Origin of the sequence: Sporolactobacillus spathodeae (assembly GCF_016908935.1) — a bacterium.
GTDB lineage: Bacteria > Bacillota > Bacilli > Bacillales > Sporolactobacillaceae > Sporolactobacillus > Sporolactobacillus spathodeae.
In genome coordinates this window covers 1-24,401 of record NZ_JAFBEV010000006.1, presented here as the reverse complement: position 1 = coordinate 24,401, position 24,401 = coordinate 1, and the positions used below count along the sequence as shown (strand labels likewise).

General features: G+C 47.0%; 24 protein-coding genes and 1 pseudogene. 16 read left to right on the top strand and 9 right to left on the bottom strand.

What is annotated here, in order from left to right; translation table 11 throughout:
* The first annotated feature begins 62 nt into the window (after window positions 1–62).
* From JOC27_RS04550 to JOC27_RS04530, 5 genes are all read left to right on the top strand, one after another.
* Entirely contained in the window at window positions 63–1,622 is a 1,560-nt protein-coding gene (locus JOC27_RS04550) for an FAD-dependent oxidoreductase (RefSeq protein WP_205005831.1), read from the top strand.
* A gap of 14 nt (window positions 1,623–1,636) precedes the next feature.
* The gene (locus JOC27_RS04545) at window positions 1,637–2,011 is read left to right on the top strand and encodes a DnaJ family domain-containing protein (RefSeq protein ID WP_205005830.1); all 375 of its coding nucleotides are present in this window, start codon (window positions 1,637–1,639) and stop codon (window positions 2,009–2,011) included.
* A gap of 223 nt (window positions 2,012–2,234) precedes the next feature.
* Window positions 2,235–3,143, top strand: coding sequence for a permease (locus JOC27_RS04540; RefSeq protein ID WP_205005829.1), 909 nt, complete (start codon window positions 2,235–2,237; stop codon window positions 3,141–3,143).
* Window positions 3,144–3,156: 13 nt separating this feature from the next.
* The gene (locus JOC27_RS04535; RefSeq protein WP_205005828.1) at window positions 3,157–4,005 is read left to right on the top strand and encodes a TIGR03943 family putative permease subunit; all 849 of its coding nucleotides are present in this window, start codon (window positions 3,157–3,159) and stop codon (window positions 4,003–4,005) included.
* A 112-nt stretch (window positions 4,006–4,117) separates the two neighbouring features.
* Entirely contained in the window at window positions 4,118–4,624 is a 507-nt protein-coding gene (locus JOC27_RS04530; RefSeq protein WP_205005827.1) for a type 1 glutamine amidotransferase domain-containing protein, read from the top strand.
* 12 nt (window positions 4,625–4,636) lie between these two features.
* Here the strand turns inward: JOC27_RS04530 and JOC27_RS04525 are convergent, their stop codons facing one another.
* A complete protein-coding gene (locus tag JOC27_RS04525) occupies window positions 4,637–5,431 on the bottom strand; it encodes an arginase family protein (protein ID WP_205005826.1) in 795 nt (264 codons plus the stop codon).
* 305 nt (window positions 5,432–5,736) lie between these two features.
* On the opposite strand from JOC27_RS04525, the gene JOC27_RS04520 reads away from it, so the two are divergent.
* Window positions 5,737–6,252: a gamma carbonic anhydrase family protein gene (locus JOC27_RS04520; RefSeq protein WP_205005825.1), complete on the top strand. Its 516-nt coding sequence runs from the start codon at window positions 5,737–5,739 to the stop codon at window positions 6,250–6,252.
* Between the two features lie 5 nt (window positions 6,253–6,257).
* On the opposite strand, the gene JOC27_RS04515 is transcribed toward JOC27_RS04520, so the two are convergent.
* The gene (locus JOC27_RS04515) at window positions 6,258–6,686 is read right to left on the bottom strand and encodes a DUF3842 family protein (protein WP_205005824.1); all 429 of its coding nucleotides are present in this window, start codon (window positions 6,684–6,686) and stop codon (window positions 6,258–6,260) included.
* 394 nt (window positions 6,687–7,080) lie between these two features.
* Between JOC27_RS04515 and hypB the strand changes: the two genes are divergently transcribed.
* Window positions 7,081–7,743: a hydrogenase nickel incorporation protein HypB gene (gene hypB, locus JOC27_RS04510; RefSeq protein WP_205005823.1), complete on the top strand. Its 663-nt coding sequence runs from the start codon at window positions 7,081–7,083 to the stop codon at window positions 7,741–7,743.
* Between the two features lie 272 nt (window positions 7,744–8,015).
* Here the strand turns inward: hypB and JOC27_RS04505 are convergent, their stop codons facing one another.
* The 4 genes from JOC27_RS04505 to JOC27_RS04490 all read right to left on the bottom strand — a co-directional run bounded on the left by JOC27_RS04505 (window position 8,016) and on the right by JOC27_RS04490 (window position 13,964).
* A complete protein-coding gene (locus tag JOC27_RS04505; RefSeq protein ID WP_205005822.1) occupies window positions 8,016–8,894 on the bottom strand; it encodes a S66 peptidase family protein in 879 nt (292 codons plus the stop codon).
* Window positions 8,895–8,906: 12 nt separating this feature from the next.
* The gene (locus tag JOC27_RS04500; RefSeq protein ID WP_205005821.1) at window positions 8,907–10,286 is read right to left on the bottom strand and encodes an RsmF rRNA methyltransferase first C-terminal domain-containing protein; all 1,380 of its coding nucleotides are present in this window, start codon (window positions 10,284–10,286) and stop codon (window positions 8,907–8,909) included.
* Window positions 10,287–10,307: 21 nt separating this feature from the next.
* Window positions 10,308–12,047, bottom strand: coding sequence for an adenine deaminase (gene ade / locus JOC27_RS04495; RefSeq protein WP_205005820.1), 1,740 nt, complete (start codon window positions 12,045–12,047; stop codon window positions 10,308–10,310).
* A gap of 123 nt (window positions 12,048–12,170) precedes the next feature.
* Window positions 12,171–13,964 carry a M3 family oligoendopeptidase gene (locus JOC27_RS04490; protein ID WP_205005819.1) on the bottom strand — a complete coding sequence of 598 codons (1,794 nt, stop codon included), beginning with the start codon at window positions 13,962–13,964 and terminating at the stop codon, window positions 12,171–12,173.
* Between the two features lie 147 nt (window positions 13,965–14,111).
* Here JOC27_RS04490 and JOC27_RS04485 point away from each other — a divergent pair, with 147 nt between their 5' ends.
* The 4 genes from JOC27_RS04485 (at window position 14,112) to JOC27_RS04470 (ending at window position 16,758) form a co-directional block, all read left to right on the top strand.
* On the top strand, window positions 14,112–14,585 hold the full coding sequence (locus JOC27_RS04485) for a low molecular weight protein-tyrosine-phosphatase (protein ID WP_205005818.1): 474 nt from the start codon (window positions 14,112–14,114) through the stop codon (window positions 14,583–14,585).
* Between the two features lie 97 nt (window positions 14,586–14,682).
* On the top strand, window positions 14,683–15,294 hold the full coding sequence (locus JOC27_RS04480; protein WP_205005817.1) for a hypothetical protein: 612 nt from the start codon (window positions 14,683–14,685) through the stop codon (window positions 15,292–15,294).
* An 11-nt stretch (window positions 15,295–15,305) separates the two neighbouring features.
* Complete coding sequence (locus JOC27_RS04475) at window positions 15,306–16,175, top strand: YihY/virulence factor BrkB family protein (RefSeq protein ID WP_205005816.1); 870 nt, start codon at window positions 15,306–15,308, stop codon at window positions 16,173–16,175.
* A 133-nt stretch (window positions 16,176–16,308) separates the two neighbouring features.
* Complete coding sequence (locus JOC27_RS04470; RefSeq protein WP_239529713.1) at window positions 16,309–16,758, top strand: VanZ family protein; 450 nt, start codon at window positions 16,309–16,311, stop codon at window positions 16,756–16,758.
* Between the two features lie 3 nt (window positions 16,759–16,761).
* Here the strand turns inward: JOC27_RS04470 and JOC27_RS04465 are convergent, their stop codons facing one another.
* From JOC27_RS04465 to JOC27_RS04455, 3 genes are all read right to left on the bottom strand, one after another.
* On the bottom strand, window positions 16,762–17,199 hold the full coding sequence (locus JOC27_RS04465) for a TlpA disulfide reductase family protein (RefSeq protein WP_239529748.1): 438 nt from the start codon (window positions 17,197–17,199) through the stop codon (window positions 16,762–16,764).
* A 150-nt stretch (window positions 17,200–17,349) separates the two neighbouring features.
* Complete coding sequence (locus JOC27_RS04460) at window positions 17,350–18,537, bottom strand: MFS transporter (protein WP_205005813.1); 1,188 nt, start codon at window positions 18,535–18,537, stop codon at window positions 17,350–17,352.
* A gap of 40 nt (window positions 18,538–18,577) precedes the next feature.
* Window positions 18,578–19,354 carry a carbon-nitrogen family hydrolase gene (locus tag JOC27_RS04455; RefSeq protein WP_205005812.1) on the bottom strand — a complete coding sequence of 259 codons (777 nt, stop codon included), beginning with the start codon at window positions 19,352–19,354 and terminating at the stop codon, window positions 18,578–18,580.
* Between the two features lie 154 nt (window positions 19,355–19,508).
* Between JOC27_RS04455 and JOC27_RS04450 the strand changes: the two genes are divergently transcribed.
* The 5 genes and pseudogenes from JOC27_RS04450 to JOC27_RS04430 all read left to right on the top strand — a co-directional run.
* The gene (locus tag JOC27_RS04450; protein WP_205005811.1) at window positions 19,509–20,684 is read left to right on the top strand and encodes a pyridoxal phosphate-dependent aminotransferase; all 1,176 of its coding nucleotides are present in this window, start codon (window positions 19,509–19,511) and stop codon (window positions 20,682–20,684) included.
* Between the two features lie 419 nt (window positions 20,685–21,103).
* The gene (locus tag JOC27_RS04445) at window positions 21,104–21,889 is read left to right on the top strand and encodes a YfkD family protein (protein ID WP_205005810.1); all 786 of its coding nucleotides are present in this window, start codon (window positions 21,104–21,106) and stop codon (window positions 21,887–21,889) included.
* Window positions 21,890–22,026: 137 nt separating this feature from the next.
* Window positions 22,027–22,230 (top strand): SE1561 family protein, encoded by a 204-nt coding sequence (locus tag JOC27_RS04440; protein WP_205005809.1) that lies wholly within the window; start codon window positions 22,027–22,029, stop codon window positions 22,228–22,230.
* Between the two features lie 57 nt (window positions 22,231–22,287).
* Window positions 22,288–23,067, top strand: a complete 780-nt coding sequence (gene pdaA / locus JOC27_RS04435; protein ID WP_205005808.1) for a delta-lactam-biosynthetic de-N-acetylase — start codon at window positions 22,288–22,290, stop codon at window positions 23,065–23,067.
* A gap of 879 nt (window positions 23,068–23,946) precedes the next feature.
* Window positions 23,947–24,401: pseudogene (locus tag JOC27_RS04430) on the top strand (hypothetical protein); the annotation flags it as partial.

Here is a 24,401-nt window from a genome sequence, read left to right as displayed (position 1 = left end):
TTGCTCATTTTCCGTGATTTTCTGCGCATACTAAAGAGAAAATCAGCCGGAGGATAGAGCATATGACTCTTTTTCAAAAAGATAATATATCGGAGAAGACAGAATCGATTTGGCACAAAACTGTGCATCTCCCTTCATTTCGTTCGCTTGACCAAGACATTCATACGGATGTGGCCATCATTGGCGGCGGACTCACAGGCATCGTTTCGGCGTATCGGCTCGCGGTTCGTGGCGTGAAAGTGGCTCTTGTTGAAGCTGATCGCTTGGCCAGTTCTACGACCGGCAATACGACGGCTAAAATAACGGTGCAGCATGGCCTGATTTATCAAGAACTGATCGCCCATTTTGGCAAAGAAAAAGCACGGCAATATTTTGATGCAAATAATGAAGCGTTGAGCTGGTTGAGAAAGCTTTGCCAATCCAGTGATATTTCCTGCACATATGCTACAGCACCGGCCATTCTTTATGCCGCAACCGACAACGAACGACGGTCAATTGAACGGGAAAAAGAAGCATATGACTGCCTTGGCATACCGGCACAGTTCAGCGATTCAGTTGATCTACCGATTGACACAAAGGGCGGTTTGACAATCGCCGATCAAGCCCAGTTTCATCCATTGATGTTTCTTCATTTTCTCGTTTCTGAACTGGTGCGGATGGGGGCAGCTATTTATGAAGGCACGCTCGCTTATGATCTGGAGAAAAAACCATCGCTTGCTGTTGTCACGAAGGATGGTCGGAAGATTCATTGCCGCGACGTGTTGATCTGTTCACATTTTCCTTTTTATGATGCGAATCGTCTGTATTTTGCTCGCATGTATCCGGAGCGCTCCTATTTGATAGCCTGCGCAGATTGCGAGTCGGTACCGCAGGGTATGTATTTGAGTGCCGGTGATCCGAGACGTTCTCTTCGTAGTGCGGTTTGCGATGGCCGCCAAATTGTTCTCGTTGGCGGAGAAAACCACAAAACAGGTCAAGGAGGTAGCACGACGGATCATTATATTCGCTTGCAAGGTTTTGCTGATGCCGTCCTCGGTGAAAATCAGATGATTGCGCACTGGTCCGCACAAGACTACACTTCATTGGATAAAGTGCCATATATTGGACTTCTGGCGAAAAATGAACCCCATCTGTACGTTGCAGCGGGTTTTCGTAAATGGGGCATGACGACCGCAGTAGTAGCGGCCAAATTATTTTCAGACACGATTCTTGGCAAACACAATCCTTACACAGAACTGTTTAATCCATCACGCTTTGAGGCTGACCCAATGATCAAGACATTTATTATTGAGGGAGCCATTGTTGGTAAAGAACTTGTTAAAGGCAAGCTTGATCGTAAGCAGCGGTTGCTCGATGAGTTGGGGAACAATCAAGGCGTGATTGTCACGATCAATGGACAGCGCGCCGGAGCATATCGCGATGAGGAAGGAAGTCTGAGCCTTGTCAATACGACTTGCACCCACATGGGCTGCGAAGTAAACTGGAATCAAGCGGAAAAGACGTGGGATTGTCCGTGCCACGGCTCGCGTTTTTCAGCAAACGGTGAGGTGATTGACGGACCGGCGCTTGATCCGCTGAAAAAACTCTATCAGGAACCGTCGCAAGAGCAACCAAAAGGATAAAAGGAGCGGAATTCATGGGGTTGATTGAACTTCTGGCTGAAGAGAGAATTCAGCAGGGGCTGCGTGAAGGCCTTTTTGAAAATCTGCCAGGTAAAGGAAAACCACAGAAATTCGAGGATGATTCGGCTGTACCCGCTGATTTGCGGGTTGGCTATAAACTACTGAAGAATGCTGGTTATCTTCCGGAGGAAGTTCGGCTGCACAAAGAACTGGTGACACTAAACGATTTGCTGCGCTGTTGCACGGATCCGGTGGAGAAAGAGCGGATTTCTGGAGAAATTAGAGCGAAGCGTCTTCAATTCAATCAAATGATGGAGACGCGCTCGCTGAAAAAAGCCGGTGTTTTTCGTAATTACCGTAACAGAATCATGGAAAAACTGCATTTTTAATTAATGATAGCAAGCGCACATCCGGAAGTGATCAGGATGTGCGCTTTTTGAGTCTCAGTCATCATGTGTGTGATAAGTTGCCCAATCGAGCCTTACTGAATAAAAGAGGCTACGCAGACACGGCTTTTTCCGCCAATTCGCTCTTGTTGTTTATAAATCAGCTGGATGATAGACTGAATAGAGTTTTAATCGGTTTGTTTTTGCTCAGCGAGGAGTGGCGGCGTTGTTTAGCGAATCATTTCTGCAATTAAATACAATTTTTATCAGTATCATGATCGAAGCGATTCCTTTTATCGTCATTGGCGTCTTTATTTCGGCAATCATCCAGATGTTTGTTACCGAAGCGATAATTGTTCGGATCATGCCGGGCAATCGTCTGGGTTCCGTCGTGCTCGGCACTTGCCTGGGTGCGCTGTTCCCAGCCTGTGAATGCGGCATTGTACCAATTACCGAACGGCTGATTCGCAAACAAGTGCCGTTGCACGCCGCAATCGCGTTTATGCTGGCAGGGCCGATTATCAATCCAGTCGTACTCTTTGCGACGTATATCGCTTTCGGAAGCAGTTGGCAGATGGTTTTTTATCGCGGAGGACTTGCGATTGCCGTTTCGATCACGGTCGGCCTACTTATTTCCTTTCTTTTTCCGGAAAATCAGCTGCGCGAGTATATCGATCATAAAATTGAAACCTATTATCACAAGCATGAACATGAGCCAGCAGGAAATCAGCCGCTGCAATTAACGGATAAGATCCGTGGAACGCTCTCCCATGCCGTTGATGAATTTTTTTCTGTTGGCAAGTATCTCGTCTTTGGAGCCTTTATTGCCGCTGCGATGCAGACCTATATTAAACAAAGCACGCTGCTTGCATTTGGCAATACACCGGTCACGGCGACGCTTGTCATGATGCTACTCGCTTTTATCATGTCACTTTGCTCTGAAGCAGATGCGTTTGTCGCCTCGTCCTTCCGCAGTACTTTTCCGCCTGGGCCATTGACGGCATTCTTAGTTTTCGGCGCGATGGTTGATATCAAGAATCTAATGATGATGCTGTCGACATTCCGAAAAAAATTTGTGGCCACGCTGGTTGCACTGATTTTTCTTTGTGTATTCACCGGCGCGCTGCTCGTCTGAAGGAGGGCCGGAAATGATTCGTTTTATCATCCTTTTTGGCTATGCGTATCTTTTTCTTCATTTGCATCTGACAGGTGATATCAGCAAATATATCAATATGCGCTATGGCTATCTGACTTTCTCAATGATTTTTATTGTCGGTTTGATGGCCGTCTATCAGGCAATTCAATGGAATCTCGAAGGCAGCCGTCCCCATCACAAGCGACAAAAAGACCTGTTCGGCCATGATCACAGCCACGAGGATAATGTCTGGTGGAAAAAGCTGATTACCTACGGGCTGCTTGTTTTCCCGCTGCTGACAGGGCTGTTTCTGCCGATTGCGACACTCGACTCCAATATAGTCAAAGCCAAGGGTTTTCATTTTGCAGAATTGGATAACGATCACGATCAATATGCGAATCACCAGATTTTAAAACCGGATACGAGTCAATATTATGAAAGTAGCACGTATAAACAGATGCTGCATGCGGATATGAAAAAATATAGCAGCGGCAATCGCTTGTATTTGGATGATAATAATTATCTGCGCGCGCTCGAAGCCATCTATAATTATCCGGGCAATTTTGAAAATAAGAACCTATCGATGATGGGCTTTGTCTATCATGGCGATGCGTTGGAGAAAAATCAGCTGTTTCTGTTCCGCTTCGGCATCATACACTGCATTGCTGATGCAGGCGTTTTTGGCATGATGGTCCAATTTCCGCACACAATTGACTATAAAAATGATACATGGATTCGTGTCTCTGGCAAATTATCCGAAGTCTATTACCAGCCGTTCAAACAAACGATTCCTTATTTGAAAGTGACACGCTGGACTGTCGTATCAAAACCGAAATCTCCGTATACGTACCGTCAATATTAGTACCAAAGCATATTGGTTGATAAATTTTATTATTTTCCATAACATAATAAATGAAAATAAATTTCTGATACGTTTTATCAGAAAAAGTAACAAGAAAGGGAGTTATTTCGTTATGGGAAAAAAGATTGCTTGTGTTCTGGCAAACGATTTCGAAGATGTAGAATTCACCGACCCGGCAAAAGCTTACGAAGAAGCCGGCCATGAAGTAATCGTGATCAGTTCATCAAAAGGCACGGTTACAGGAAAACATGGGGCAAAGGTCAACGTCGACCGAACAATTGATGAAGTAAAACCGGAAGAATTCGATGCATTGTTCATCCCAGGCGGCTATTCTCCAGATAATCTCCGTGACGATAACCGTTATATCGCATTCACTAAAGCGTTTATGGAGGAAGATAAAAAAGTGTTTGCGATCTGTCACGGACCACAGCTGCTGATCTCGGCTGGTTCTCTTGAAGGACGGAATGTTACCGGCTATAAATCGATAGCGGTTGACCTAGTGAATGCTGGCGGAAAGTTTAAAGACGAAGAAGTCGTTGTTTGTCATAATCTCGTGACCAGCCGGATGCCTCAGGATATTCCGGCGTTTAATCGCGAAAGCTTAAAACTTCTTTCCTGAGATAATATTTTTTCAATGAAGCACGCCCGGACGGACAATGTCGGGCGTGTTTTTGTTTTCCCTATAGACTTCAGCTAATCGCCGATTGCTGTAAGCGTTGATTTCCATTGCGCGCCGCGTTTCAACATTTAAATGTTGATGCGGCTGGGCGGGCCATTCCCCGCAAATATCCATACCTGAGCAGAAATGACCACTGAGAATCAGCCGAATCAAATCACAAAGTGTGCCAAGCTGCATCTGCCCTTGATCCCAGTTCGTCTGGGCATAATGGGACGAGAGAACGTCCTTGTCGATGCTAATATATACATTTGTCGTCGGAATCAGCGAAAGCAATGTTGCGGAATCCGGTAACTGATTTTCGGAAAGAATGACAGCCTGACGCCGGATGAACGGCGGAATGTTGCGGGCCGATAACGGATCCGGGCCGATGATGATTGTTTTCTTCAGATTCTGCAAAGTGCTGATCGCATGATGCACCCAAGAACCACACGAGAGCATATCGCTGAGACGGCCCGCATTTAAATCGGTATGATGATCGAAGAGAATGAGTGTGAACGGATGCTGAATTTTCAGAAGCAGAGCAAGCGTTGTGTAGTGATAGTTGCCGCTTCCGAGTAAAGTTAGACCGCCTGTCGTTTGCTTGTTCAGCGCGCGTTGAATCGTCGTGAAAGCCTCGGACGAACAGTAAAGGGATGTCCCGCGCAGTTTCGTAAAATCAATCAGCCTGGCGTGTAGATCCTGAACCAGTTTCTTCTGATAAGCAAAGCATTCATCAAAATGTAAAAAGGTTGTCTCACTGGAAGACATGTTGGTCCCCTCTTATTTTTTATAAGAATGTATAGAATTTCTCGTGAAAACTGCAGCGAAGGCGCTCTTGTGCCTTGCGTGAAAAGCGAGCAACCTAAGCGCAATTATTGAAAAAGGACTTGGCCATGCCAAGTTTTTCTGAATCATTTACCTATCTATTATTTTAACGCGAAACGATCAATGTGGCACAAGAGATGGAAAAAAGAGCAAAACCGATCTTGGCTAGCGAAGCGGCGAGGCTCGCAATACTTTCGTTTTTCAGCTATGATGAAAACGATAACAAGTGGAACAATGGAGGCGGAATCATGTTCAGATATGGACGTTACGAACCGAAGATTGATCCGAGCGCTTTTGTGGCGCCTGGCGCGCAGATTATCGGTCAGGTGAAGCTTGCCGCGTTATCCTCTGTTTGGTTTAATGCTGTTCTTCGCGGCGACGAGGCGGGTATTTTTATTGGGGAAGGTTCCAATATTCAAGACGGAACAATCGTGCATGTCGATACCAACACCCCTTGCCGCGTCGGACGCAATGTGACAGTCGGTCATCAAGTGATCTTGCACGGCTGTACGGTCGAAGATGGCGCAATGATTGGCATGGGGGCGACGATACTGAATCGGGCAGTCATTGAAAAAGGGGCGCTTGTTGCTGCCGGATCGCTTGTGCTGGAAGGTCAGGTTGTCAAAGCAGGCACACTTGTTGCCGGTGTCCCGGCGAAAGAAAAACGAATGCTGAGCGACAAAAATAAAGAATACCTTGTTTATGACGCCAAACACTATCAGGAACAAGCGAAGCGGTATCAATCGATGGGGATTGGCCAATAAAGCTTTTACTCGTCAGTTTCCGCCCAATCGTCATGGATTTGGCGGATGATTTCTTCAATACACAGTTTGATTGGCAAATGGGCCAGTCCGGGGAGAAATACGCGTTCATGATGGAGTGGGATTAGAAATTTCTTGCAATGAAGATCGGTGAACGCGTGAACCATGGGCCGTGTGATCTCGCCGTGCAGTGAACCGGATTCAATGATGCTGATCGGTGCAATCAGACAATCGATTGGCTCACGCCTGCAGAAGGAGATAAACCCTTTTTCGCCACTGATTCCCATGGACGCGCCGGCGCGGACCATCTTCGAAGTAGCATACGTGTTGGCGCCGAGTGCGACAATGGTACAGGGATTCGGTAGACTCTGGCGCATCGCTTTGATCACAGACTGCCCGAGCCCCGCTCCCTGACCGTCAAAAACTGCGATTTTCATGCTTTATCCATCCTTACTGATCAGAAAAACTTGGCAAAGCCAAGTCCTCGGCTGAGCTAGTTTTTCTTTTACTAAATATGCTGAAGTCTAAGATCTTCTTAACGGAGAGCTGTAAAAATTTAATGTTGGTTTTCAAGAGATAATAATGTATAAGAATTTGCGAAAATAATGATGTGAAAGCGCGAGACGCTTGCGGAAAAAGCGAGCTAAGTGAGCCCCTGCAGCAAGCGAACGCATCCGATAAATAATTAAAAGCAACAATTGATATTACAAAGCTTACGGATAAAAAAGTTATGTGCTACGAATGAACACTCCTTTATTATATAATACAAGAAGAAGTTTTCATCATGAAAAGAAACCACGGACATTTAACGGGGAATGGAGGCTTAATCTAATGAACACAATTAAAGTGGTACAGCAGCTGCTCGACTGGAACGAAGATTGCAGCAATGAAGTAAAAGAAACACTTAAAGCCAAAAAGGTATTGGCAATCAATATAATGGCAGCTCCTGGCGCAGGTAAAACAAGTTTGATTTTGAAACTGATTGAACGCCTGCAGCCGGACTATCATGCGGCGGTTATTGAGGGAGATATTGCCGGCCAGCTTGACGCAGAGAAGTTGGACGCACTCGGCATTCCAGTTGTGCAGTTGAACACGAATGGTGCCTGCCATATCGAAGCGATGGCGATGAAGAAAATGCTCGGCTATTTCGACCTTAATGAAATTGATGTTCTGTTTATTGAAAACGTCGGTAACCTGGTTTGTCCGGCAGAATTTGAAGTTGGTGAAGATGTAAAGCTGGGTATTGTCAGCATTCCGGAAGGCGACGATAAAGTCGTTAAGTATCCGTTGCTTTTTTCAAAAGCGGATTGGGTGGTTTTCAATAAAACAGATTTGCAGCGCTTCTTCGATTTTAATACGGAACAGGCGGAGCGGGATGCGCTCGGACTGAATGCCTCAGCGAAAATCTTTCGCACATCCTGTGAGACGGACGAAGGTATTGAGCCTCTCTACCAGGCGGTCGTTCAGAAGATTCGCGAGAAAATAGCAGAATGAGAAATGGCCGATCACTCGCGCAGTGACTGGCCATTTTTTTTATGCCTCTGTTAAATTGTTAATATTGATTTTCCCGAAAAAGACAATGTGTGAAATGCCTGCGGGAAAAACAAGACCGGACCGCAGTTGTTGTAGAAGGGACTTGGCTGTGCTAAGTTTTTCTGACAAGCCAAGTGCACATGGTAATCCGCTTTGTCGTTTTATCGAGCATTAAAAAAAGCCTTCACCCGTTTACAACGGCGAGGGCTTCTGTAGATCTTTGAGAATCAATTTTATTGTAGGTTAGCGCTAGCTGAAAAGTGTAGCATGGCGCCGATTTCGATGCCGTATGCATCTTCGCCATGGCCGATCTGAGAGGTTTCAGCGACTGGCAGTTGATAGGGAGCCGTGATCCCCAGAATCTGCTTCCGTACAGATGGCTGTGCGCCGCTTTGCTCCATCGTAGTGAATGTACCAAGCAAAATGCCGCTGCACTTGCTGAAGACGTCGGCTTGATCAAGTTGCGCGAGCAAAGTCGCTGTGCGCGCTGCTCCACCGCCAAGCGATTCAAGCAAAATGATTTTGTCCGTTGGATCGGGAAAATAGCGCGTTGCGGCAAGCTTGAGCGCGCAGCGCAGATTCCCACCGATCAGCACACCGCTCATCTGGCTGCCACGTAACCAGTGGTAGTCAATGGCAGGGATGGAGCCGTCCTTCATAAACGCGGCTTTGAACCAATTCAATTGTTCAGCGGCACAGTCTCCAGTCAAGTTCTTGATCCGATAGTGGATGCTTCGGTGCCCGCATTGGGAATAGAGACTATTTGTGACAACAGTCAGATCGCTGATCCCGCAGAATACAGCCTGCGACTGCTGAATGGCGGCATAGTCCAAATAAGGAAGAATTTGATTGGCACTGTCGCCGCCGGATACATCGAAGATCATCCGAATTTCAGGGTCACGGAACAATTTCATCAATTCAGTAGCCCGCTGGATCGGCGAACCGCTGAAAGGCGTATTTTTTAACTGGAAGATCGTTTCGGCGATCCGTACGTTTAAACCAAGTGACGACAGTACTCGAACTATATAATCAAGGGACGGTTTATCGCTGCTGTTCCAACCGTCAGAGCAAGAAATTAGTCCGACAGCATCGCCTTTTTTTAAGAAACGCATCGTAGCCTCCATTTACTCCGGATAGACAAGACCGCGCCGGCGCAGGCCTTTTGGATAATTATTTTTCAGTTGACCGGCGGTTGCTTTGCCCCAACCGAGTGGAAATCCATCGAGCGCTGCGATTGTCCATCCCTTTTTATCAGCGGATACCGGCAATGTTTCTCCGCGCAAATAGCGATCACAACTCTGATTGTTGAGCGCTAAAACGCTTTGAAATTGGCTGATTGGCAAAGCGAGTGCCAAAGCGTGATTCGGCTCAAACCGGTTTTTCTTGAATTCACCTAGATGCAGTCCGGCTCGGATCACGCGAAGCGGCTTCAGATCCGGACATGATTCAGGCAGCAGAAAAAGTTGATTGCCGTATTGTTGGAAACAACCACTCAGCGGCTCACGTAACGCAGCTTTTTCAAAGAAACGATAATCGTGAAGCTGCGCCTCTTTGACCGAGACTGCCTCACGAAGCCGGGCTTCAGCGCTGTCCGCCGTTTTCAGTAATTTACAGATAAAGTGTCCTTCACCTTCAAGCTGGTGCGGCCATAGTCGAGCAGCATGTTTCAGCTGCTTCTTCTGACTTATGGACCACTTGGCACGTGCATCCGCAATGCCACCTATTTTTTCTAAAGCCTGCACGGTTAGATCTGGAAAACGCTCAAGTGCAGCCTCAATGGTTCGTTCATTTTCTTCTGGGGAAAAAGTACACGTTGAATAAATCAGCGTCCCACCAGTTTTCAGCATGCGGTACGCCTGATCAAGAATCTGGCTTTGCAGCGCGGCACATTCATTGACGTGCGCTGGACTCCAATAGGACGCAGCCTCTGGATCCTTGCGAAACATACCTTCCCCGGAACATGGCGCATCAACGAGAATTTTGTCAAAATAGCCTGGGAAATAATCGGCGAGTTTTTCAGGCGTTTCATTTGTAACAATGGCGTTGCGGATGCCCATGCGCTCAATGTTCTCTGATAATATTTTTGCCCTTTTCGGGAAAATCTCATTGGCAACAAGCAGCCCTTGATTCTGCATTGCCGCAGCCAGTTGCGTGGATTTGCCACCAGGCGCGGCACAGAGATCAAGCACTTTTTCACCGGGCTGAGCGTCAGCAAATGCAGCCACGGCCATCGCACTTGGCTCCTGTATATAGTACAAGCCTGCTTGATGGAACGCCTGCCGGCCCGGGTGATCGTCCGGGTTAAAATAGAAGCCGGTTTTGCAAAATGCGATCCGACGGAGCGGGAAATTGACAAGGGCCTGCAGCTGCTCTGGCGTAATCTTTAACAGATTGGCCCGCAATCCGTATGCACGCGGCTTTTCATAACTGGCGAAAAAGGCTTGGGCTTCTTCTTGTCCAAGCAATCGCGTCATTTTTTCGATAAAAGCTTCCGGTAATGACAAGCAGACACACTCCTTTAATAATTAGCGAACGGCGACTGGCACGTGTTTAAATTGCCGGACATCAAATAAACCAGTATCCGTCAATTTCAAGTCTGGGATAACTGGCAGACTGAGAAAAGAAAGGGTCAGGAAAGGATTGAATGTATCCGGAGTGCCAAGTCGAGCGGCAGCGTCTCGCAGTTTGGCGAGTGCGACGGCTACCTTTTCTCCTGGATCGTCCGTCATTAATCCGGCAATCGGCAAAGCAAGCTCTGCAAGCACTTTGCCGTCATTGACAACGAGCATGCCACCGCCGATTTCTTTCAGGCGTTCTGCGGCAAAAATCATATCGGTATCACTGCAGCCTGTGACGACAAGATTATGCGAGTCATGGGCAATTGTTGTCGCCAAAGCACCGGAGTTCATCGCAAAACCTTTGACAAGGCCGAGACCAATGGTTCCTAATCCTCGATGGCGCTCAATCACGGCAATTTTCTGAACACCGCTTGCCGCGTCGAAAATAAAGGCACCATCTTGCGTCGGGACTTCTGCAACAAGGTTCTCTGTCACGAGGCTGTTTGGGATAATTCCAATCACGTGCGCCGTTTGATCGGACAGCAATGGAATGGCGAGTTGCTCTGATGTAAGTTTTTTAAAATTCAATGGGTGCGACGCTGTTCGTCCTTCTGGAACTGGCGATGGAAATAGCGATTTTCCTTTTTCGGCAACAAGTTTTCCCTTAACATAAACTTGGTCAATCGCAAAGGATTCCAAGTCATCAAGCAGCAGAAAACTTGCCTCGTATCCGGGAGCCAGCGCTCCTTTTTCCCCAAGTCCGTAGCATTCCGCCGCGTTAATGGAGGCCATTTGAATGCTGGTGATCGGATCGATGCCGCGCTGAATCGCCATACGCACGTTGGCGTCGACACTGCCTTCAGCTATTAAATCATCAGGATATTTATCATCCGTGCAGAACAAGAAACGGCGACTGTTCACCGGATTGACCAAGTCAATCAACTGAGGTAAGTCCTTTGCGACCGTGCCTTGGCGGATCATCACATACATGCCGCGCGACAATCGTGTTTGCGCTTCTTCAGCGTTGACGCATTCATGATCAGTTCGGATCCCAGCGGCGCGATAGATGTTGATGCCTTTTTCGTCTAAACCAGCGGCATGGCCGTCAATCCGCCACGAATGCTTTTTTGTCATCAAAAGTTTATCTACCATTGTAGGTTCAGCTTGCATCACCGCAGGGTAATCCATCACTTCGGCAAGACCAAGGACGGTCGGTTCGCTAAATAGCGGCTCAAGCTGCTCAGCATGCAGCACCGCGCCATTATGCTCAAAGGAAGTCGCTGGCACAGAAGAAGGGAGCATCACAAAAACATCGATCGACGCAGCCCGGGCGCGTTCAATCATGAAACGGATGCCATCTGCACCGAGCACGTTGGCGATTTCGTGGGGATCAGTGATGGCGGTCGTCACGCCATGGGCGACCAAAACATCGGCGAACGCTCCAGGAGACAGAAGCGAGGACTCAATGTGCACATGACTGTCGATAAGCGTCGGGCTGATAATTTTTCCGGTCGCGTCAATAATTTTTTTCGCCGCGTAGCCTTTTCCTAAACCGACAATTTTCCCATCAGTGATTTCTATATCCGCTTGAATCAGGCAACCGCTGAAGACATCGACGATCTGCCCGTTTTTTATAACCAAATCAGCAGGTGCGTCTCCGGCAGCTGCGTGAATCGTGCGAATCAGTTGTTCTTTATTTTCAAGCATAAACTAGCCCCTTTCCAGGTCAGCTGACGATTTACATATAAAAACATTATAACCGATTCAAAAAACCACCGCCCAGGGCGGTGGCGAAAATTCGACGGTCTAATTGCTTTTTGATCCGCTTGATTATTCTTCTGTCAATTTCAGGAATTCATCAACATCGGCGGCGCAATAATCGAGAGCGGCGCTCCAAAAATCTTCAGCGGTCAAATCAGCGCCGAGATGCTTGGCGGCGAGCTGTTCGGTCGTCATCCGGCCGGTGTCGCGCAGCAAGGCATCGTATTTAGCCGCATAAGCAGGTCCTTCTTTAAGCGCCTGTACATAGATACCTGTGCTGAACAGGAAGCCGAAGGTATATGGGAAATTGTAAAACGGCCAGTCGGTGATATAAAAATGTAGCTTGGATGCCCAGAACAGCGGGTGGTACGTATCGAGTGAGTCCAGATAAGCCTCTTTTTGTGCTTCGACCATCAGCGCATTTAGTCGATCAACGGAAACCATGCCTTTTTTTCTTTCATCATAGAACCGTGTCTCAAATAAGAAACGCGCGTGGATATTCATTAACAATGCAATCGAACGTTCGAGCTTATTGCTCAGATAGGTGATCTTCTCTTCCTTTGTCTTGGCGGCGGTTTCGGCGGCATCACCGACAATTAATTCAGAAAATGTCGATGCCGTCTCGGCCACATTCATCGCGTAATGTTGGGAAAGATAAGGTAGGTCATTCATCACGGATTGGTGATAGGCATGGCCTAATTCGTGAGCCAGCGTCGATGTATTGCCCATGGTACCGCTAAACGTCATGAAAATTCGCGACTGCTCGGCAATTGGAAAGCTGGTGCAAAAGCCGCCTGGGCGTTTTCCTGAGCGATTTTCCGCTTCAATCCAGCGCGACTTCAACGCATGATCAGCGAAGTCAGCCATTTTCGGATTGAAACTGCGGAAGTGACGAACGACGAACGCGCCGGCTTCTTCATAGCTGATTTTTGGGCTTGAAGTCGAGAGTGGTGCGTCGACATCGTACCAGGCGAGTTTTTTCAGACCGAGCAGCTCTGCTTTGCGCTTCAGAAAAGCTGTGAACCGTGGTTTGTAAGCCTCAATTGTTTGCCACATCCGCTCAAGCGTTTTTCGTGACAAGCGGTTATAGTCAAGCGGCTCGCTTAAGAAGTCATCCCAGCCGCGCGCTTTATAAGCAGCTAAGCGATAGCCGCTGATATGGTTCAAAACGGTGGCGAATAGATCAGCCTGTTCCGACCAAGCGTTTTCCAGCGCTTCGAATGCGTTTTTGCGAACAGTGCGGTTGCCATCTTCGAGCAGGTTATTCGCCTGGCTAATTGAGAGCATTTCCTCTGTGCCTTCCGGATTGGTAAAAGGGATCTTAAGCTTGCCAACGAGCGAATAATAGAAATTGCCCCACGCATGATAGCCGTCTACGGATAAATTGCTGATCAACTGTTCCTGCTCTGCCGGTAGCAATTTCCGTGACAAATCACGTTTTTCTTGAAGATTAAAACGGATGTCTTCTAGGCCGCCTGTAATCAGCTGTTGCCAGTCGGATTCCGTAATATCCCGGAGCAGGTTGCCAAGCAGAATATCTGCGGCGTCTGTTTTTGCAGATAACGCCTGTAGACGGCTGCTGAGCGCCGAAGCTTTCTCATCGTTGACGTTCTGTGCTGTCAGACATTCGGTAAAAGCGATCGCTTCCGTTAGTTTTCTTGTTATGTCTTCATAAGTATGTATGGTTTTATCAAAAAATGGGGCTTGTTCTGCTGTAAATGGCTGCTTTTGTGCTTCCAACTTTTCTTGAAATTGGCTGAGTTCTGTTTCAAGGGATTGAAGGAACGATTCGAAAGCCGCTGAATTGCTTTCACCCTGAAAAAGTGTATCCAAATTCCATTTTTGATTGAGTACGTCTCCCATCGCTAATCCTCCTACGAATGATCTGCCCTCATTGTAGCATATTTTCCCAATAAGCCGTGATCAGTGGTCTTTGGCATATAATGCTTGCAGAACAAAAACGGAATCAGCTATGCTGAATTTAGAGATAATTTATTGGAGGCGTACGTCATGAAGCGGATACTGTTTGTCTGCCTCGGTAATATTTGCCGATCGCCAATGGCTGAGGCTGTACTAAGGAATAAACTGAAACAGCGCAGCTTAACCGGGCTGGCAGCTGTGGATTCAGCAGGAACTGGAGACTGGCATATTGGCGATCCGCCGCACCAAGGGACGCGTGAAATTTTGCAGAAGCACCGCATTTCTTTTCAGGGTATCCATGCCAGACAGGTCCATTTAAATGATTTTGATCAATTTGATTGGCTGATTGCGATGGACAGCAGGAACCAAACGGATTTAATGGAGCAAGCCGCCCAGCAGCCGGCACGGACTGAGAAAATCCTCCGTTTCATGGATCTTGTGCCCGGTACGGCAGATCAAGATGTGCCCGATCCGTATTACACCGGAAATTTTGAAAATGTGTTTCAGCTCGTCGATAAGGGAACAGATAAGCTAATTGAACGTCTCATTGCCGGTAGCCTTTGATCTTCCAATGTTTTTCTTACATACATTTACTCGCTGAACACAGACTAAATTTGTGATCCGACAAGGGATTGCAAACACTGCGAGGGGGCAGAGTCTAATGAATGTCTATGGCAAGAGCAATATGGGGAGATTAATGCTAATCGGTGGTCTGGTTGGCGGTGCTCTGTCGTTCATGAGCCGGGAGACACGTTCTGTTTGGGGACATCGGGTGCAAAACGCTGCAAAGAGCAGCGGTCAATTGATTCAAACGGTGTATCAGAATCCTGCTCAGGTTGGTCGTTATTTTTCAGTGACAGGCACGCGACTTAAAGGTCTAGCGCGCGAAGTGTCCGATGATTTCCAGCATATGATTGAACACGCCGAAATGGCACGGAAAAGCACGGGGAACACCTATCAATATGTGATGGAAGCCGGCAGTGAACTTGGGGATATCGCTGGCAAAATCAAACGATACGGGCAGAATTTGTCCCAATTCGATCAGCCGGTATTGATTGATTCTGAACTAGATGCACTGCAGCGCCTCGAAAATGAGACCACTGTACCGAATCCGGGAACGATGCGCCACGAATCCGTAACAACGGCGACGCAGCAAACTAATTACTCAAAGGGTTCTTCTGCGACAGCAACTCTGGAAAGAAAAACGGAAACCGTAAAAACAACCAAATCGGTTTCGAAGAGCGGCAACCATTCAAAAAATAACAGAAAATGAATGGAGCGGAGATGAGAAATTTGGAGAGACGGAAACTGAAAGACACCGTGGGGATCTTGAAACAATTTATTCACCGTTTCACGGAAGATCAAACAACGGATTTAGCGGCAACACTGGCATATTATTTCCTGTTGTCGCTTTTTCCGCTGTCTATTTTTATGTTTTCCTTAGTTCCTTACATCGGTTTATCGGAGAAAGAGTTATTCGCGTTCATCAGTCGTTATGTGCCAGCTGTTGTTGTCGGTTTACTCAAACAGAATTTAGTAAGTCTCCTCCAGAAAAGCAGTTCGCTGATGTCTCTTGGCATTTTGGCAACTATCTGGTCCGCTTCAAATGCATTAAACGCGATGGTTCGAACCTTGAATCATGCTTACCGTGTCAAAGAAACACGTCCGTTTTTATTGACACGACTACTCTCATTCGTTTTGACAATTTTAATGGTTTTCGCCATTGTGATCTCACTTGCGATTAATGTGATTTTTAATGGATTGGTTCATCAGTTTTTGCATTTTCTCGGTTTATCAAGCGAGTTTGCCTGGCTTTGGACCGCACTCAGCATGCTCTTAAGTTTTCTCTTGATTATTACTATTTTTGCCTGTCTCTATAAATTTGGGCCCAATATGTTTTTAAAATGGCGTGAGGTGATTATCGGTGCCGTGATCGCAGGGGTTGGCTGGCAAATGGCTTCGTATGGCTTTTCTTTTTATGTGCGCTATTTCAATAATTATTCGTCGACATATGGGACGCTCGGAGCGATTATTATTCTGATGGTCTGGTTTTATCTGACTGCGATCATGATCCTTGTGGGTGGTCAGATCAATGCAATTTTGCGTATTCCGCATTCAAATGAGGATAAAAAACCGCTTATCCCGAAACAATAGGACGGTTAAATCTGCCGCGCAACAAAAATGCAGGTCGAAAGCGTCAGCAGTAGCTCGCGCGCTCGGGCCTGTTTGTTTTTTGGATCATTGATTGTTTCTTCCTTTCATAGAAATGGGACAAGGAGGGCTGATGATGAAAAAAAAAGACGCCAATAGTTTCGTTCTTTTTATAGCCTTTATCAGTTATCTTGGTCTACTTCTGCTGCTGACCTTATTCACGCATAATTATTATACGTACGGACGATCCAGCAATTTGCTACTTTTCAGCAGTATTCGCTTAATGTTACGCAGCGGTTCTGGTCTGTTGATTGCTAAGAACGTCGTTGGCAATGTGCTTCTTTTCGTGCCTCTCGGTGTTCTTTTCCCACTTCTCAAAAAAAATGATTTCTTTGTAGGGACCTTGCTACTGGGCCTCGGCTTCAGTTTATTCATAGAGATGTGCCAGTACTATTTTGCCGCTCGAATCTTTGATATTGATGATTTGCTGTTGAATTTTGCCGGAACGCTGATTGGCCGGTTATTTGTGACTGCCGGACGCTTTGTTACCCGTAAAATGCTTTTCTTCTATTCGGGCCCCCGATAAAATTCAAACGGGAGGCAGATTTAAAAGACGTTCGACGGCTCGACCGATTCGATCGACACCGCGCTGCCCGAGATGATATTCATACAGTATGCGATCAGTGCCGAATAGGTAATAGGCTGGAACATAGCGGTTGCTAAAGGCATCAGCCAATTTGTGATCATTATCAATCAGCAAAGGTTCCGTAATCTGATAGTTGCGGCTGACAGCGGCGACTTGGTCGACATCTGTGTCTGCAGGGGACAGTGGCATGTGCACGGCAATAGTTCGGAGTTGATTGCTGTACCGATCACGTATGGCCTGCAGTGCGGGCATCGAGTCTTTGCAGTGATAGCAACTGATTGACCAGAAATGAATCAGCAGCGGTTTTCCTTCCAAATAGTCGGCACTCAGCCGTCTGTTCATCCAATGGGTCGCCAAATCAAGGTCTGGTAAAGTTAACATTCTTTTCAAAGTGCATTCCTCCAATCTGCGCGAACGATCTTGCCTACAACGTATCGTATGCATGCGGCGCACCGCTCGTTAAATCTGATCGTCCAAATGAAACGGAAAAATGCATTTTAACAGGAAAAAAAACAGAGATGCTCGCATTCATCAGTGGGTTGCTTCTCTGCATTTTGCAAGTATAAGTTGATGTAGCGCGGTGCTAGTTGTAATCAAGAGCAGCATCACGGAGAATCCGAAGAACAGTCGACCGTCGGGATTCTTTCCAATCAACAGACTGCCACTGAGCGGGCCGAAAATGCAGCCGATGCTGTAAAAGATGCTGAGCAGAATATTTCCGAGAGGGAGCAGGGGGCGCTCAAGCAAATCACTGACATAGCTCATACTCATCGAATATAGCGACCCGATGAGCATTCCTGAAAGAAGAAAAGTGCCCAAAATCCATGAAAAGGAATCGTAGAATAATCCCGTCAGAATAAAAAGACAGGCACTTGAAAATGTGAGAAGCGGCAGCAGAATTTTTCTGCCGATCCGATCGCTCAGCATACCAATGGGCAACTGAGTCAAAAGCCCTCCCGCAACAAAAGCTGGAAGTAGGATGGAGATGTCATCGACAGAGTAACCGCTTCTAAGGGCAAAAATAGGGAAGCTGTTGTTCATTGAAGCATCCAGAAAACCGAAGCTGAAGGTCGCCACAAGACCGGACCAAGCTAAAAAAATCACTTTTTTATACCGAGCAATCCAGCCAACGCTTTGCGAAGCGTCTTTTCCGACTGCACTTGGTCGCTCATTCTTCAAAAGTAGCATCAGCAGCGCAACAAGTAGGCAGGGAACAGTCGCGGCAATAAAAGGAACCCAGCGTCCATAGGCAAGCAGGCGAACTAGAAGTGGACCCACAGCTATCCCGAGTCCGAAACTAAGCCCGTAACAGGCGATATTGCGCCCGCGCCGATTTGCTGGGCTGCCGATTGCGATCCAGGTTTGCGCGGCGAAATGAAGAAGACTGTCGCCGATACCGACGGTGAAGCGCAGGATGAACCAGAACCAGAGATTGATCTGGATTGGAAACAGCAAGATGGATAAAGCGATCAGAACCAATCCGTAGAATAAAAAAGGTTTATAGCCAAATTTCTCCATCGGCTTTTCCATGAATGGCGTGGCGATTATCATGCCGAGATACAATGCGGTGGTACCGAGACCGTTCACGAGCACCGAGACGCCGCGCTTTTCGAGAAGAGACGAAAGCAGCGGCAGAAGCATGCCTTCCGCTACACCGCAGATGAAAACAGATCCGAGCAGAAGGGTAAAACGAAAGATCAGTGAGCGACGGGACGTCATAAATGATTCCTTTCTCTTAAAAAAAGATTCGTTCTTTGATTCAGTAAAGCTCAGGGCGGCGATCCTCAAATACCGGGATCCGGTTACGGATCGCATCAATCGAGGCAATATCAATGTCGGCAAAAAGGATTTCTTCTTTATCGCCGGCTTCAGCCAGAATCTCTCCCCAAGGGCTGATGACAAGCGAGTGTCCGGCAAATTGATTTTCAGGATCGCTGCCCGCCCGGTTGCAGGCGATAACAAAGGCTTGATTTTCAATTGCGCGGCATGTCAGCAGCGTCCGCCAGTGATCGAGACGCGGCGCTGGCCATTCTGCGGGAATAAACAGAAGTTTGGCCCCCTGAAGCACATGGCGGCGCAGCCATTCGGGGAAACGAATGTCATAGCAAATGAAGCCGGCGGCGGAAACGTCGTCAATTGAAAAAAGACCGTCTGCTTCGCCAGCTTCCATGTAGCGTTCCTCACGCATCAGACGAAAAAGGTGTACTTTACTGTATTCCTTGATGCATTCGCCTTTTCGATTGAAGACAGTCATTGTATTGGTGACTTTGTCTCCTTTTTGTTTGGCGACCGATCCGGCAATGATATTGATTTGATACTTTTTAGCCAAGTCTCCGGCAAACGCGCGTATATCGGCGGCGTTTGGATCGGCGATCGCATTGAGGCGCGTCAAATCATAGCCGGTGGTCCACAGTTCAGGCAGGATCACCGTGTCTGGGGATTGCTTGATCGCATGTTCAATCAATGTCTGCGCATTTTGCTTATTTTTTTCCGGGTTACCGAAAACGATGTCTAGCTGAATCAATGCAAGCTTCATGCGGATACCTCCATGATGGTAAAATATTTTGAATAATCGCCTTTACAAAGATGATTATTTCGATGAAAATAAAGGGACAGACAATTCTATTATATCGGTTGCCGCTTTTTTTTGGAAAACAGCAATCACTGATTTCTGAACGGGAAGTGTGAAAATGGTTTATTATCCGAAATCTGATGCATTGAATCGTTTGCCGAAACAATTTTTTGCTGACTTGGTTGTGAAAACGAACGCGGAAATTGCCAAAGGCTACGATGTCATTAATCTGGGGCAAGGCAACCCAGATCAACCGACGCCGCCTCATATCGTCCGGTCGCTGCAGGAAGCGGCGGCCAATCCACTCTATCATAAGTATTCACCGTTTCGCGGTTATGATTTTCTCAAAGAGGCGATCGCCTCTTTCTATAAACGGGAATACGCTGTTGATTTGGATCCGAAAAGCGAAGTCGCTATTTTATTCGGTTCCAAAACCGGGCTTGTAGAAGTCGGCGAATGCTTGCTGAACAGCGGTGATACGGTATTGATGCCAGACCCCGGCTATCCGGATTATCTCTCTGGCTTTGCGCTCGCTAATTTGAAGGTTGAACCCATGCCGCTTGTTAAGGCGAATGCTTTTCTGCCTGATTATTCGGCACTGTCGCCAGCGGTGCTTGACCGAGCGAAAATGATGATTCTGAACTACCCAAATAACCCGACGGCCGCAACAGCTCCAGCTGACTTTTTCGAAGAGACGGTTCGCGTAGCGGAACAAAACAACCTCTGCGTTGTTCATGATTTCGCTTATGGCGCGCTCGGCTTTGACGGTCAGAAACAACGCAGCTTTCTGCAGACGCCGGGTGCGAAAGACGTCGGCATCGAAATGTATACACTGTCGAAAACGTATAATATGGCCGGTTGGCGTGTTGGCTTCGCGCTTGGCAATAAAAGTGTTATTGAAGCCATTGAATTGATTCAAGATCATTATTATGTCAGCCTTTTCGGTGGAATTCAGGAGGCGGCCGCGACAGCCTTGCTCAGTTCGCAAGATTGTGTGCACGAACTCGTTGCCCGGTATGAGGAGCGGCGCAACGCATTCTTCGGCGCTGCTGAAGCGATCGGGTGGCACGCCGAACCGTCAAGAGGCTCGTTCTTCGGCTGGCTTCCGGTTCCGAAGGGCTATCACTCCGTTTCCTTCTGCGATGATGTGTTGCAGAAAGCGCATGTTGTTCTCGCCCCAGGACTCGGTTTCGGTGCCAATGGTGACGACTTTATCCGTGTCGGGCTCCTGACCGAACCGGATCGTTTAGTCGAAGCGGTAAAACGAATTGGTGAGCTTCATTATTTTGGATAAGATCAGTAGTTGAAAGCTGCGCCTCGCGCAGCTTTTTTCAATAAATAAGAAAGCCTATGATTTTTTCCGAAAAATGGAGCGAAGGCGCTCTGGCGCCTGCGGGAAAAGCGAGCCAAGTTGTGAGACCGTGCAGATTCTAGCCTTCTAAGGAGGCTCACGGATTGCCCGCGGCAAGCGAGCAGCCGATGTGCAATTTTTGCAAAAAAAGGCTGGCGTAGCCAAGTTATCTTATTTTTTGAGCGGATCTGGCGCAGTTTTGCGCGCGAGGATAGAATTTAACTTTTTTTCGATGATTTTGGCGCTTCATGGCGGATTTTGGACACTAGGACCGTCTATTCGGACACTGCAGAAAAATGAAGCCGCTCGGGATAGAATCCCGGCGATCAGAAAAGAATAAGAAAAAAAAGGAGCGATCCGATTTGAAAAAAATACTATCGGTGAGCATCTGTCTGGCAATTTTTTTCTGCGGTTCGACGTTTACAGACGCCCAATCCACCGCTGCAGTTCCCAATAAGATTCCTTCCTCAGTGGTTGATGTATCGAAAGAAAATACCTATCCGAATCCAGCGCATAACACAGCGGAACTTGTTCCCGGCAGCAAAACGAAAGCTTTATTGAAAACGGCAAAGGTACCGATCGAAAACGCGCGCCTGATCAAACTATTGAATGAGTCGACGATTCATCCGTCAAAATGGTCGCTTGGCTATCACGCGAAGATTTATCTTGGCGAGTGGCCGCTCAACTATGCGTCTAAGGAAACATCCGTCAACTGGGAGTATAAAAAAGTAAATGACAATGCAGTTGACGCAAGAGGAAGCAAAACCGTTCAGAAACTTACCTATCTACAGAAAATGCAGGTAAAAGTAAGTGGTGGCCTGACGGCGAAAGTCCCACGTTCTGAAGAAGTTAATCAGCTGATTATGGCAAAAATGATACGGAAAACTCATTTTCCGATCGCTTTCTCAACCATCATCGGCAGCGGTACAAAAATTGACCGGCCCTATTCTGTTCAACCGAAGCAGATTGGTCACCTGTACGGCTTCGTTCCCGCAATTAGTGAAAAAGGGACGATAACGTACGGGGAAGTTTTTCTTGTTCTGCACGGGGGACAAGCGAAAATTGAAGTCAAAAACAGGATGCAGCAAGGAATCGGCGCCTGGATGCCGATTCAGGACCGTCTGTTCCTACGCTATTCAGTAAATTAAGATCAGTCAGGCATTGGCGGGAAAGCCAGTGCCTATTTTTCGCGCAAAAAGTCTCTCACAGGCAAATTTTCAACCCGTCGGCAGCCAATATGCTACAGTAACCATAGAATAGTGTTGAAGATGGAGGAACTTATTTTATGGGACGGGCAACAAATCTAAAGAGCGAGCAGGTCGCCAATCTGAAAAAGCGAGTACGTCTGCTGCAAACCATGGTTGACGCATTAGATGAGCAAAATGCAGATTCGGAGGCTTTAACCCATCTGCTGAAAATGATTGACAATCTTGCGATACGCATTAAACGGTATCGTGAGGACTGGGAGAATCACTTGACTGACAAATAAAATTAGTTTTTCAGGTCACCCTAAAGGAGAAAATGTTGGGCCTTGAGGTGACTGAAAATGAAAAAGACAATAATGCTCGCTTCCCTGCTGCTGACCTTTTTTATCGGTCTGCCGCAGCCGGGATACGCGGCGGACTGGTATTTCAAACCGGCAAAAAACAACCAGCCGGCAACAACGGAACCAGAGTATCAAGCGTTGCTGAATAAGTATGATGGGATATTTATCGGCGATACAACAAAAAAGCAGATTTACATGACTTTTGACAACGGCTATGAGGCAGGCTATACACCATCGATTTTAGATACGCTGAAAAAGGAAAACGTGCCGGCCACTTTTTTCATTACGGGCCACTACATCAAGAGTCAGCCGGATCTGGTGAAACGAATGGTTCGCGAGGGGCATATTATCGGCAACCATTCATGGGGGCATCCGGATTTATCGCAAATTAGCGATATGAAATATGAACAGGAACTCGCGAAACTCAAAGATGCTTATACGAAACTGACCGGCAAGCCAATCATGAATTATTTGCGGCCGCCGCGTGGCACATTCAGCGAACGATCGATGAAGCTAGCCAAACAGGAAGGCTATATTAGCGTCTTCTGGTCAGCCGCGTATAAAGATTGGGTACGGACTGAGCAGCATGGTGGCGCTTATGCTTATACACAAATTATGCGGCGGATCCATCCGGGAGCGATCGTTCTCCTTCATACGGTATCTAAGGATAACGCCGATGCGCTACCGAAAGTGATTCATGACCTGAAGAAAAAGGGCTATCAATTTCGTAGCCTTGACGATCTTGTCGCGCATCGCATGATTTCATCAGATATATGGTAAAAAGAGAGGATGTCTCAAAAGCCGATTTTTTCGACTTGAGGGCATCTTTTTTTATAAGAACTTTGCAAAAAATGCAGTGCTGGCGGATGCGGAATTTTAGCTTTTTTGAGGATCACGATGCAGGCGCGGCAAGCGAGCAGCCGAAGCGTAATTGATAAAAAATAAGGACTGGGCTGGCTGGGTTTATCCTGTAATTAAAGAATGTATAAGATTTTGCGTGAAAAATGGAGCGCAGGCGCGAGACGCCTGCGGGAAAAGCGAGCCAAGTGAGACCCCGCAGATTCTCGCTTGTCTGAGGAGGCTCACGGATCGCCCGCGGCAAGCAGCCGAAGCGTAATTGATACAAAATAAGGACTGGGCTAGGCTGGGTTTATCCTGTAATTAAAGAATGTATAAGATTTTGCGTGAAAAATGGAGCGCAGGTGCGAGACGCCTGCGGGAAAAGCGAGCCAAGTGAGACCCCGCAGATTCTCGCTTGTCTGAGGAGGCTCACGGATCGCCCGCGGCAAGCGAGCGCCGAAGCGTAATTGATACAAAATAAGGACTGGGCAACTTTACCTAGTTTTTATGATATCTTTTCTATGAAAAAAATGTAAATTTTTCTGCAAAAATAATTAAGCACATAATCCACAGACTTATGCACAGTATTGACAAATTAATACAGTCTATTTATAGGATACACACAGCTTTATCCACATTATCCACAGAGCAAATGAAAGTTGTCGACAAAATCATACACAATCAGACAGCAAGGCCTGATAAGCGATTCACCATGTTATCCACATATCCACAAAGTTATTGACAATTTCAGAAGTCTTGTCCTCATAAATTCAGAAAAATAGAACTTTAATATGATGAAAAAGGTAATTTTTTGATAAAATGCGTCAAAATATATTGTTCATTCTTTTACAGGGACAGCTGACACTGGGTAATTATGCACACTTTTTTACTTCAATCTATCTGCGCATGGCGTTAGCATCGCTCGGGTACGCTTTTTTGATTACGCTGTTCACATTGCTTGTTGCTTATCCAACCGCATATGTGCTGACGCTATTGAAGCATAGCCAGCTGTGGTTGCTTCTTTTGATTCTGCCGACATGGATTAACGTCCTTCTCAAAGCGTATGCGTATATCGGTCTCTTCGGCACATTTGGTCCGGTTAATGCTTTATTTCATGCGATTGGTATTGGCCGACAGCAGATATTGTTAGAGCCGGACATCGACAGAGTAGGCGCGGGGATCGACAGAGTAGGCGCGGGGATCGACAGAGTAGGCGCGGGGATCGACAGAGTAGGCGCGGGGATCGACAGAGTAGGCGCGGGGATCGACAGAGT